The following is an 11,895-nucleotide window of genomic DNA, read 5'->3' as shown; positions in this document are numbered from 1 at the left end:
ACATGACCCGCCACACACTGTCCGTTCTGGTCGAAGACAAGCCCGGTGTGCTGACCCGCGTCGCCAGCCTTTTCGCCCGCCGGGCCTTCAACATCAACTCCCTGGCCGTCGGGCCGACGGAAGTTCCGGGCATGTCCCGGATGACCGTCGTCGTCGACGCCGACGGTGAGCTGATCGAACAGATCACCAAACAGCTGAACAAGCTGGTCAACGTGATCAAGATCGTCGAGCTCACCGCCGAATCTTCCGTGCAGCGTGACCACATCCTGGTCAAGGTACGTGCGGATGCCGGAACACGGCTGCAGGTCACCCAGGCTGCCGACCTGTTCCGCGCATCAGTGGTTGACGTCTCCACCGAGTCCGTGGTCATTGAGGCGACGGGCCACCCCGAAAAGCTCACCGCACTGCTCTCGGTGCTGGAGCCTTTCGGCATCCGCGAAATCGTGCAGTCCGGCACCCTGGCCGTTGGGCGGGGATCCCGTTCCATGAGCGACAGGGCGTTGCGCTCCGCGTAAGGCACCGCGTGGGACACACGGTACGACACAGCGTGGGACACCCCGTAAGACACAAATTTTCAACGACAAGCACCACCCAAGAATCCACTCAAAAGGAGACACCCCAGTGACTGAAATGTTCTACGACGATGACGCCGACCTGTCGATCATCCAGGGCCGCACCGTCGCCGTCATCGGTTACGGCTCCCAGGGCCACGCCCACGCCCTCAGCCTGCGCGATTCCGGCGTTGACGTCCGCGTCGGGCTCAAGGAAGGCTCCAAGTCACGCGCCAAGGCAGAGGCCGAGGGCCTGCGCGTCCTGAACGTCGCCGACGCCGTCGCTGAAGCGGACCTGATCATGGTCCTCACCCCGGACCAGGTCCAGCGCCACGTGTACGCCGAGGACATCGCCCCGAACCTGCAGCCGGGCGATGCCCTGTTCTTCGGCCACGGCTTCAACATCCGCTACGGCTACATTAAGCCCCCGGCAGACGTCGATGTCGCCCTCGTTGCCCCCAAGGGCCCGGGCCACATCGTCCGCCGCGAGTTCGAAGCCGGCCGCGGCGTGCCGGACCTGATCGCCGTCGAGCAGAACCCGTCCGGCAAGGCCAAGGAACTGGCCCTGTCCTACGCCAAGGCCATCGGCGGCACCCGCGCCGGCGTCATCGAGACCACCTTCACCGAAGAGACCGAAACAGACTTGTTCGGGGAGCAGGCTGTCCTCTGCGGCGGCGCCTCCCAGCTGATCCAGTACGGCTTCGAGGTCCTCACCGAGGCCGGCTACAAGCCCGAGGTTGCCTACTTCGAGGTGCTGCACGAGCTCAAGCTCATCGTTGACCTCATGGTCGAAGGCGGCATCGCCAAGCAGCGCTGGAGCGTCTCCGACACCGCCGAGTACGGCGACTACGTCTCCGGCCCGCGCGTGATCACACCGGACGTGAAGGAAAACATGAAGGCCGTCCTGGCGGACATCCAGGACGGCACTTTCGCCAAGCGCTTCATCGACGACCAGGACGCCGGCGCCCCCGAGTTCACGGCGCTGCGCAAAAAGGGTGAGGACCACCCGATCGAGGCCACCGGCCGGGAACTGCGCAAGCTGTTCTCCTGGATCAAGAACGAAGACGATTACACCGAAGGCTCAGTGGCCCGCTAGGCACTGACCGGCAGGGAAGCCGGACACCATTACCGGGGTCCGGCTTCCCTGCTGCAGGGCACTGCCCGCACGACCTGTTGCACCAAAATCCCCACCTGATATACAAGAGAGCTAAAGAGGTCACCGGTGACTAGCACCAAACCTGTAGTACTCCTCGCTGAGGAACTTTCGCCCGCCACGATCGATGCCCTTGGACCGGACTTTGAAATCCGGCACACCGACGGCGCCGACCGTTCCCAGCTGCTCTCTGCGATCGCCGACGTCGACGCGATCCTGGTCCGCTCCGCCACCCGGCTGGACGCCGAAGCCATCGCCGCCGCGAAGAACCTCAAGGTGATCGCCCGCGCAGGCGTCGGCCTCGACAACGTCGACATCAAGGCCGCCACCCAGGCCGGTGTCATGGTGGTCAATGCCCCGACCTCGAACATCGTCTCCGCCGCTGAACTTACCGTCGGCCACATCCTGAGCCTCGCCCGCCACATCCCGCAGGCGTCCGCCGCGCTCAAGGACGGCGAGTGGAAGCGCTCCAAATACACCGGCATCGAACTCTTCGAAAAGAAGATCGGCATCATCGGCCTGGGCCGGATCGGCGCCCTGGTCGCCGCCCGCCTGAAGGGCTTCGACACAAAGATCCTCGCCTACGATCCGTACATCACCTCTGCCCGCGCCGCCCAGCTCGGCGTTCAGCTGGTGACACTGGACGAGCTGCTCGCGCAGTCGGACTTCATCAGCATCCACATGCCCAAGACCCCGGAGACCGTCGGTATGCTCGGCGCCGAGTCCTTCAAGAAGATGAAGAGCACCGCGTACGTCGTCAACGTCGCCCGCGGCGGTCTCGTCGACGAGGAGGCGCTCCACGCCGCGCTGGAGTCCGGCGAGATCGCCGGGGCCGGCGTCGACGTCTTCGTCAAGGAACCAAGCACCGACCTGCCGTTCTTCAAGCTCGACAACGTCGTGGTCACCCCGCACCTGGGCGCGTCCACGGACGAAGCGCAGGAAAAGGCTGGGGTCTCGGTCGCCAAGTCCGTCCGCCTGGCCCTGGCCGGGGAACTGGTTCCCGACGCGGTCAACGTCGCCGGCGGCGTGATCGCCCCGGACGTCCGCCCGGGCATCCCGCTGATGGAGAAGCTGGGCCGGATCTTCACCGCCATGACGCACGCCTCATTGACCCAGTTCGACGTCGAGGTCGCCGGGGAAATCTCCTCCCTCGACGTCAAGGTGCTCGAACTCGCGGCGCTCAAGGGCATCTTCGCCGACATCGTGACCGAGCAGGTCTCCTATGTCAACGCCCCCGTGATCGCCGAGCAGCGCGGCATCAACGTCCGCCTGATCACAACGCCGGACACCGAGTCCTACCGCAACGTCCTGACCCTCCGCGGCGCCCTCAGCGACGGCACGCAGATCTCCGTCGCGGGCACCCTGACCGGGCCCAAGCAGGTCCAGAAGCTCGTCGGGATCAACGGCTTCGAGGTGGAGATCCCGATCAGCGAACACCTCGTGGTGGTCGCCTACTCGGACCGCCCCGGCGTGATCGGCACCATCGGCCACATCCTGGGCATGAACAACATCAACATCGCCGGCATGCAGGTCGCGCGGCAGGATGAGGGCGGCCAAGTGCTCGCCCTGCTGACCATCGACAGCTCAGTCCCGCAGCAGGTCCTGGATGCCATCAAGGCCGGAATCGGCGCTGACATGGTGCGCGAGGTCGACCTCGAGGACTGATGTCTTCACCGCGGACACCGGCGGCGGTCAAGCCGCCTCCGGTGTCCGCGGGCACATGGCCGGTCTGCGTACAATGGCTACGTCCGAATTTCGGATCCGGCCGGCAGCCCGGCCTTTACTTTTGCACACCCGGCAGGGGACGCCTTCACTTCCGCATGGAATGAATCGGTGTGCGCACGCAACCCAGCTTTCAGGAGCCCAATGAACGCCGTCCAGAGGTTCATCAGAAGCCGAGTGCTTCTGCTGACCGCGTCCATTTTGATCGCGGCCATGTGCCTTTCGGTCCTCGTGCAGGGGCAGTCGCAGGCCGCTCTGAACCGGACCGTGGACCAGAACTCGCGCGGGCTCTACGACATTCTTGTCCAGGCCAAGGCCGGCGACAACGGCGGGCTCATGCAGCCGGACATCGCCACCGGCCAGGGCGGAATCAGCTTCGACCAGCTGGACTCCCTCCGCAAGCTCTCCGGCACCTCCGTGGCGGCCCCCATCAGCCTGGTCTCCCGCGTCACCCAGAACCTCGAGTCCCCGCGCCTGGATGCCACCGACTACCTGGGCTTCAACGCCGGGCTGGTCGGCACCGCCGGGGACCCCAGCGCCACTGATCCGGCCAAATGGCCGGCCGCGGAGTCGGTCCTCTCCGACTCGCCGAAGAACTACCGGCTCACCGCCAGCGCCGTCAGCTCCGACGGACAGTCCGACCACACCCTGTTCAAAACCATGGCCGAAGGATCCCTCGGCAAGGCCCGGCTTATTGAAGAACAGGTCCAGGGCGGCAAGAACGTCCGCATCGCGGGCCCGAAGGGGGAGACCGGCGTCAAGTTCCCGGCCCCCGCCGGCGGCTCGGAGCACAGCCTCTTCAACCTCTCCGTGTCCCTGCCGCTCGCCCCGCAGGTGACGGAATCCGTCGTCGCCGTCGACCCCGTCGCCGAGCGTGCCCTGCTCGGGCCCGCCGGTGACTTCCTCGCCCCGCTGGAGAAGGCGCCGCCCGCCGACGCCCGCAACGCCAGCGCGATCGGCCGCCACTTCGAAAGCCTCTTCACCACCGGTCTCAGCATGGACGAACTCAAGGAAGGCCCCGACTTCCTCGGCGTCAAGCTCAAGTACTGGGCCCCCCTGATGAGCCAGTACCAGCAGGCCAAGCGCGCCGGCCAGCTGACCGAAAACTCGCAGGCTATCCCGCTGATTGTCCGCTCCGGCACCTCCCTGGACCTCGAGTACTCGGTCAAGATCGAGGAAATCGACGATTCCGGCAACGTCGTCAAGGACGTCGGGACCGTTACCCGCTCGCTGGACAAGGACTACCTGCCGTTCGTCTCCAAGTCACCGTTCGCCCTGGCCTGGCCCGGGTCCAAAGACCTGGCGCAGCTGCTCGGCGACACGGGCGGCTTCAGCCAGGGCCTCTACAACCCCGCGACCTGGAGCACCGACTTCGCCTCCGCCCCGAAATACCAGGACGGCGGGACCGCCGGCAACGGCGCCGTGGACAAGAGCGCCACCCCCGGCGACTGGGTCACCGTGAACCGCCTGCCGGAGAAGGCCCCCAACGGCGCCCCCGTGGACCAGACACAGCGCAAGCCCGTGGATGAGCGCGCCTACCGCGAAGACCTCGAGACCGGCCAGAAGCTCGCCACACCGCTCGCCATGGTCTACGGAACGTTCGACGCCGAGCAGGTCAAGGACGTGGCCGGGGACGTCAACCGCCTGCCCCTGGGCGGCTATGACCCGACGCCGTTTACGCTGACCAAGGACGCCGCCGGCAAGGAGGTCGGGAACACCGAGCTCAAGCCCTCGCTGAGCGCCACGGGCCTGGCCAGCCAGTCCGCCGGCGCCATCACCGACTACTACGGCCTCGCCGCCGCCCGCGGCTACGAGGACAACGCCTCCGTGATTGATGCCGTCCGGGTCCGGGCCAAGGTGCCCGGCAGCTGGAAAGAGGCACAGCCCGAGGTGGAGAAACTCGCCGACGGGATCCGGGACATGGGCCTGCAGGCAACCATCGTGGCCGGCTCGGCCCGCGAGGACGCCAGCATCTTCGTCCCCGGCTACTCCAAGGACGACGCCGGCAAGGAATCCCCGCTCGGCACCGTGCAGCAGTCGTGGGTCCGCCAGGACGCCGCGGACGCCGTCTCCGGTTCGCTCACCGGCACCAACCTGACCCTGCTGTTCCTGACCCTGATCGGTGCCGCCCTGCTGACCGGAGCCTCCACCGTCAGCTACGTCCGCAAGCGCCGCAGCGAGGCCGGGACCCTTCGCGCCATGGGCTGGACCCAGGGACGGATCCGGTCCTGGGTGCTGGCCGAGTTTGGCGTCGGAGCGGCCCTGCTGGCCGTTGCCGGGATCGTCCTGAGCCTGCTCAGCTGGAACCCGGCGACGGCGATCGTCTCGGCCTCCGTGCTGGTGCTCTACGCGGGGGCGGCCTTCTTCGCCGCCCAGCAGCTGCGCCACCGCGATGTGGTGGACCAGGAACCGCAGCACGACGAACGGCTCATCGCCGTGGACTCCCCGCTGACCTTCGCCAACCGGCAGCTGAGCACCAACAAGTTCAACACCGTTTCCCTGGCGGTCGCCGTCGGCGTCTTCGCCGCAGCGGTCGGGGGAATGGTCGCCCTGCTGATCGACATTCCGCGGGCCGCCGGTGCTAGCGCGCTCAGCGGGCTGGCTGCCGCCAGCATCACGCTGCCGAGCATCATTCTCGGTCTGTCCGGGGTGGCTGTGGGCCTGCTCCTGACCATGGTCACCGGCCGTTTCGAGCTGCAGGCCAAGCGCCAGTATCTCGGCACGCTGCAGGCCATGGGCTGGAACCCGGACATGCTGGGCCAGGTCCGCTTCTTCGAAAATGCCATGGTGGGGACGGTCGCACTGCCGGTGGGCGTCCTCGGCGCCCTGGGCGTGGGTCTCCTCCTCGCCCCTTATGCCTCGATCTGGGCCGCCGTCGCCGGGCTCGTGGCTGTACTTTGCTGGATTCCAATTGCAACGAAAGTGGTCCGATGAACAACGACCTGAACCTTGACCGTGAGGCTCACGAGCGGATGACGGCGAGCACCCGCCGCGGTGGCCACCAGACACGCGCCAACACGATCGTGAAGGCCGCGGACCACGCCACGCCGCTGGAGCTCAGCAACATCACGATCCACTACGGCGGCGGCAAGGGCGGCGCCGAAGCCGTCAATGTGGTGGACGACTTCGACCTGACCCTGCACGCCGGCGAGATGCACTGCGTCGCCGGCCGCAGCGGCTCAGGCAAGACCAGCATCCTGACGGTGGGCGCGGGACTGACCCTGCCGACGTCGGGCCGGGTGTTCTGGGAGGGTGATTCGCTCGAGACCATGGGCGACGACGAAATCGCCGACCGCCGCCGGGCCCTGATCGGCTACGTCGACCAGGGCGGTGCCCTGATCGACGGCATGAGCGCGCTCGAGAATGTGCTGCTGCCCGCCGTGCCCGACGGCGAGGTGGACAAGCGCCGCGACATGGCCAAGGACCTCCTGGACCTCGTCGGCCTGGGCCGGCGCATGCGCCACCGCCCCGCCCAGCTCTCCGGCGGTGAACGCCAGCGTGTGGCGATCGCCCGGGCCCTGATCCTCGGCACCAGGGTGCTGGTCGTCGACGAGCCGACCGCCAGCCTGGACCGGGCCTCAGCCAACCGCATCATCAGCATCCTCAAGGACACAACCTCGGACGGAATCGCCGTCCTGGTGGCTTCACATGACCACGAACTTGTCCGCCAGAGCGATACCCTCACCGAACTGATCTAGGTTAAAGCTGTGACAACTTCTGAAAAGACCCCGTTCTACATCACCACGGCCATCAGCTACCCCAACGGCGTGCCGCACATCGGCCATGCCTACGAGGTCATCGCCACCGATGCGATGGCGCGCTTCAAGCGCCTGGACGGCTTCGATGTCTTCTTTATGACGGGCACGGATGAGCACGGCCTCAAGATGCAGCAGACGGCGGAAAAGGAAGGCATCCCGGTCAAGGAGCTTGCCGACCGAAACTCCGCCGCCTTCCGGCAGATGAGCGATGACCTCGGCATCTCCCTAAGCCGCTTCATCCGCACCACGGACCCGGACCACTACGGCGCCGCCAAGGCGCTCTGGCAGCGGATGGAAGCCAACGGGGACATCTACCTCTCCAAGTACGCCGGCTGGTATTCGGTCCGCGACGAGCGCTACTTCGTGGAGGATGAAACCGAGGTGCAGGCCGACGGGCTGCGCTACGCGTCCGAAACCGGCACCGAGGTGACCTGGACCGAAGAGGAGAGCTATTTCTTCAAGCTCTCCTTATACCAGGACAGGCTGCTGGCCCTCTACGCGGACCACCCGTCCTTCGGCGCCCCGCACAACCGCTTCAACGAGGTCGTCAGCTTCGTCAAGGGCGGGCTCGAGGACCTGTCCATCAGCCGCACCTCCTTCGACTGGGGCGTCCCTGTCCCGGGGAACCCGGACCACGTCATGTACGTCTGGGTGGACGCGCTGACCAACTACCTGACCGGCGTCGGCTTCCCCGACACCGAGTCCGAACTGTTCCGGAAGTACTGGCCGGCGGACGTCCACGTGATCGGCAAGGACATCTCCCGGTTCCACGCCGTCTACTGGCCGGCGTTCCTGATGTCGGCAGGGCTGGAGCTGCCCAAGCGCGTTATGATCCACGGGTTCCTGCACAACCAGGGCGTGAAGATGTCCAAGTCGCTCGGCAATGTGGTGGCACCGGCGGACTGGGTCGCCCAGTACGGCCTGGACCAGGTGCGTTTCTTCTTGCTCCGCGAGGTTCCCTTCGGCGCGGACGGCTCCTACAGCCACGACGCGATCGTGGGGCGGATGAACGCGGACCTTGCCAACAACTTCGGCAACCTGGCCCAGCGTTCGCTGTCCATGGTCGCGAAGAACTGCGGCGGCGCCGTCCCCGTCCCCGGGGATTTCACCGCCGAGGACGCCGCGCTGCTGGGCCAGGCGAACGGGCTGCTGGGCCTTTCCCGCGCCGCGTTCGAAAAGCAGGAATTCAGCCGCGCCCTGGAAGCGATCTGGACTGTCCTGGGCGACACGAACGCGTACTTCGCCGAGCAGGCGCCCTGGGTGCTGCGGAAGACCGACGTCGAACGCATGAACACCGTCCTGTACGTCACGCTTGAGGTGCTGCGGATCGTCGCCATCCTCGCCCAGCCGGTCATGCCGGCGGCCTCGGCGGCCATCCTGGACACCCTGGGTCAATCCGAAGGGGAAGCACGCGAGTTCGCCGCCCTGGGGTCGCCGATCGCAGCAGGAACGGTCCTGCCGGCCCCGGCGCCGGTGTTCCCGAAGTACGAGGAGCCCGCCGAGGCATAACCGGCCGGCCCGTCCGCCGAGGTGACACTTCGCGCCCATGCCGCACCGCAACATGGGCGTCAAATCTCACCTGGAAACGCTCCCGCACCTCGCCCGAGGTGGGGGAGCGTTTGTGCGTTGCACTCACGGGCGAGCAGGGGCCTTTCCGAGTAGTTAGGCCGGGCTGGCGGCCCTGTCTTGGGAGCAGCCGCGACAAGAAGCTACCGGCAAGTAGTTAATGCGGGCACTACTGAGTACCCTGGGCAACGCCAGCGTAATAGTCCATCGGTTAGATGAGTACCCGGTACTCACGACGGACACGGGTCGTCCCCCTAGCCTGAAATAGCAAGCGAACTGATGACACTGCTGGGGAGTAACTGTCACGATTCAATTCGCTGTTGGAGGTCTCCAATTTTTCTCTTCTTGGGTCTCGATGATGGTTACTCCGCGCGGTCAAGCCAGCTAGTTAACTGACGAGACGGAGCGACGGACAATGAGAAGAACAATAGCCACAATGGGGATCGTGGGACTGGGCCTGATGACCGCCACTGTTTCCGCCAACGCGACACCTCCGGAGGAAAAAAAGATCACCATCTGCCACGCGACGAGCTCCTCGACCAACCCGTTCGTAATCGAAACCATCAGCCTCAACGCGCTGAACGGCCACACGGGTCCCCAGCACTCGCCACTGGACATCATCCCCATCAATGACGGCGACATCATGCCGCAGGGCCAGAACCTGACGGCCGCCAATCTGGCGATCCTGGCCAATGTCTGCGCGGCGGTCGTTGACCCCGACCCGGAGGTAGCCCCGGATCCCGACCCGGATCCCGACCCGGAGGTTGCCCCGGATCCTGACCCGGAGGTTGCCCCTGATCCTGACCCGGAGGTAGCCACGGATCCCGACCCGCAGAACGTAACCCCGTTGGCTGACACGACGCCGAACGCAGTCCTCACGCCGTCAGCACCCACCGGCGCGGCACCCAAAGCTGCTGTCGCGGCCGCGAAAGCCGCAAAAGTAGCAAAACCAGCCGCCAAGAAGACGAACGCCGGCTACAACGTCCAGACCGCGGTGGGCCAGACCTCGGACGCCGGTATTCCCGTGTGGCTGATGGCGCTGACCGGAGTACTCACCGCGGGGGCGGCAACGGTGCTCTGGCAGGGCGGAGGGCGCGCCCGGAACACCGAAAGCCAGTGAAGCGGTAAAGCAGTAAAGCCTTATCGAGGACGGGTGCTGCGGGGCAGCACCCGTCCTGCAATTTCCGCCTTCGCAGCGCGGGCACGTCACCAGGAGCATTCATGGGCTTTCACCGTCAGACCGGCAGGCGCCGGATAGCTGGTATCCGTGGACTGATGCTCAGCCGGAGGGACAAGCTCCTGCTGGCCTTCTGCGTGCTGGGAATCCTCGCCGCCTGGTTGTTCTACGCAGCATCCGGGCCAGCCCACGGGCAGCCGGCCCACGGCCTGGAGCTAGCGGCACCCGAGGCCTTGGTTGGGTCCGGCACGCAACCGACGTCGACTGGCACCTCGGACCCGGGCGGCAGCAGTGCCGGACTGGTTCCAGCCGGGGACTCCACCGCCCCGCCCGCCGCTCCGCCCCCCGCCGCTCCGGAGCCAGCGGTGAAGGTGCCCGCCGCTTCCGCACCGCAACGCATCACCTACCCGGCGGCCGGCATGGACGTGCTGGTTCACCCGCTGGAACCGGAGAATGGCGCCGCTGAAAGCCGGAGCATTGTGCCACCGGAGACCATGGACGGCTACTGGCTCACACCCTTCGGGACACCCGGGGCGGGCTCGGAGAACACCACCTACGTCATCGGCCACAGCTGGGAAGGCCTGGATGCACCGTTCAACCACTTGAGTTCGGCGGCCGCCCCGGGCGATACCCTGACAGTCGCCACAGGGACCGGAGCACTCAGTTACGTGGTGGACTCGGTCACCACGTACACAAAGTCCACGCTGAAGGACAGCCCCGTCTGGGATGCCGTCCCGAACCGCCTGGTCCTGATCAGCTGCTACACGGAGGATCCCTGGGGAAAGAACGTGGTGGTGGTCGCCACGCCCGCCCGCGGCCCGTGACCACGGTCCCGCAGCGGGAGGGACCCGGCTGTTCGAATAATGAGACAACTTGACCAGCATGTGGATCTCTTGGCTACGCTGAAAACATGAGCGTATCCACGATTGATCTGGCTGTTATTCCCGGCGACGGCATCGGCCCGGAAGTCACCGCCGAAGCCCTGAAAGTTCTGGAGAAGGCTGCTGCCGCCGAGGGGATCGTGCTGCAGCAGACCCACTACAAGCTCGGCGCGCAGCACTGGCTCGAAACGGGGGAGACCCTGCCGGAGGAGACCCTCGCCGACCTCCGCACCCGCGACGCCATCCTCTTCGGCGCGGTCGGGGCGTCCCCGGGCGACACCCGGATCCCCTCCGGCATCATCGAGCGTGAACTGCTGCTCAAGCTGCGCTTCAGCCTGGACCACTTCGTGAACCTGCGCCCGTCCCGCCTCTACCCGGGCGTCGCCAGCCCGCTCGCCAACCCCGGCGACATCGACTTCATCGTGGTCCGCGAAGGCACCGAGGGCCCCTACGTCGGCAACGGCGGCACGCTGCGTGCCGGCACCCCGCACGAAGTCGCCACCGAGGTCTCGCTCAACACGGCCCACGGCGTCGACCGCGTGGTCCGGGATGCCTTCCGCCGCGCCAACGACCGCCCGCGCAAGAAGCTCACCCTGGTGCACAAGCACAACGTCCTGGTCTTCGCCGGCCACCTCTGGAAGCGCACCGTGGAGGCTGTGGCCCAGGAGTTCCCCGAGGTCACCCACGACTACCTGCACATCGATGCCGCCACGATCTTTATGGTCACCGACCCGGCGCGGTTCGACGTGATCGTCACGGACAACCTCTTCGGCGACATCATCACCGACCTTGCCGCCGCCGTCACCGGAGGCATCGGCCTCGCCGCATCCGGAAACATCAACATGGAACGCACCGCTCCGTCCATGTTTGAACCGGTCCACGGCTCGGCGCCGGACATCGCCGGCCAGCAGAAGGCAGATCCGACGGCCGCCATCCTCTCGGCCGCCCTGCTTCTGGACCACCTCGGCTACGCCGCCGCGGCCCGGAAGATCGAGGCCGCCGTCATCGCCGACGTCGCCGGCCGCCGCGGCACCGTCCGCAGCACCAGCGCGATCGGCGACGCCATCGCCGCCGCCCTCTAGGCCCT

The 11,895-nt window shown here is 66.6% G+C and carries 9 protein-coding genes; all 9 read left to right on the top strand.

The window, feature by feature from the left end:
- Positions 1-2: 2 nt before the first annotated feature.
- The gene (gene ilvN / locus QK291_RS07335; RefSeq protein ID WP_282380452.1) at positions 3-515 is read left to right on the top strand and encodes an acetolactate synthase small subunit; all 513 of its coding nucleotides are present in this window, start codon (positions 3-5) and stop codon (positions 513-515) included.
- A 106-nt stretch (positions 516-621) separates the two neighbouring features.
- A complete protein-coding gene (gene ilvC, locus QK291_RS07330; RefSeq protein ID WP_282380451.1) occupies positions 622-1,647 on the top strand; it encodes a ketol-acid reductoisomerase in 1,026 nt (341 codons plus the stop codon).
- Positions 1,648-1,773: 126 nt separating this feature from the next.
- Positions 1,774-3,369, top strand: a complete 1,596-nt coding sequence (gene serA, locus QK291_RS07325) for a phosphoglycerate dehydrogenase (protein ID WP_282380450.1) — start codon at positions 1,774-1,776, stop codon at positions 3,367-3,369.
- A gap of 201 nt (positions 3,370-3,570) precedes the next feature.
- Positions 3,571-6,360, top strand: a complete 2,790-nt coding sequence (locus QK291_RS07320; RefSeq protein WP_282380449.1) for an FtsX-like permease family protein — start codon at positions 3,571-3,573, stop codon at positions 6,358-6,360.
- A gap of 38 nt (positions 6,361-6,398) precedes the next feature.
- Positions 6,399-7,124 (top strand): ATP-binding cassette domain-containing protein, encoded by a 726-nt coding sequence (locus tag QK291_RS07315; protein WP_282380495.1) that lies wholly within the window; start codon positions 6,399-6,401, stop codon positions 7,122-7,124.
- Between the two features lie 9 nt (positions 7,125-7,133).
- Positions 7,134-8,693, top strand: coding sequence for a methionine--tRNA ligase (metG, locus tag QK291_RS07310; RefSeq protein ID WP_282380447.1), 1,560 nt, complete (start codon positions 7,134-7,136; stop codon positions 8,691-8,693).
- Between the two features lie 493 nt (positions 8,694-9,186).
- A complete protein-coding gene (locus QK291_RS07305) occupies positions 9,187-9,870 on the top strand; it encodes a hypothetical protein (protein ID WP_282380445.1) in 684 nt (227 codons plus the stop codon).
- Between the two features lie 101 nt (positions 9,871-9,971).
- On the top strand, positions 9,972-10,751 hold the full coding sequence (locus QK291_RS07300; RefSeq protein ID WP_282380443.1) for a class F sortase: 780 nt from the start codon (positions 9,972-9,974) through the stop codon (positions 10,749-10,751).
- An 86-nt stretch (positions 10,752-10,837) separates the two neighbouring features.
- Positions 10,838-11,890 (top strand): 3-isopropylmalate dehydrogenase, encoded by a 1,053-nt coding sequence (locus QK291_RS07295; RefSeq protein WP_282380442.1) that lies wholly within the window; start codon positions 10,838-10,840, stop codon positions 11,888-11,890.
- Positions 11,891-11,895 lie beyond the last annotated feature (5 nt).

This window comes from Arthrobacter sp. AL12 (genome assembly GCF_029960645.1).
Lineage (GTDB): Bacteria > Actinomycetota > Actinomycetes > Actinomycetales > Micrococcaceae > Arthrobacter.
Note: the sequence above shows the minus strand (reverse complement) of the source record. Positions and strands in the feature narration are given on the sequence as shown.

Bases quoted from the DNA above. Each gene is read 5' to 3' on its own strand.
- ilvN (WP_282380452.1), top strand. From the start codon at position 3: ATGACCCGCCACACACTGTCCGTTCTGGTCGAAGACAAGCCCGGTGTG.
- QK291_RS07300 (WP_282380443.1), top strand. From the start codon at position 9,972: ATGGGCTTTCACCGTCAGACCGGCAGGCGCCGGATAGCTGGTATCCGT.
- QK291_RS07295 (WP_282380442.1), top strand. From the start codon at position 10,838: ATGAGCGTATCCACGATTGATCTGGCTGTTATTCCCGGCGACGGCATC.
- QK291_RS07305 (WP_282380445.1), top strand. From the start codon at position 9,187: ATGGGGATCGTGGGACTGGGCCTGATGACCGCCACTGTTTCCGCCAAC.
- QK291_RS07315 (WP_282380495.1), top strand. From the start codon at position 6,399: ATGACGGCGAGCACCCGCCGCGGTGGCCACCAGACACGCGCCAACACG.
- QK291_RS07320 (WP_282380449.1), top strand. From the start codon at position 3,571: ATGAACGCCGTCCAGAGGTTCATCAGAAGCCGAGTGCTTCTGCTGACC.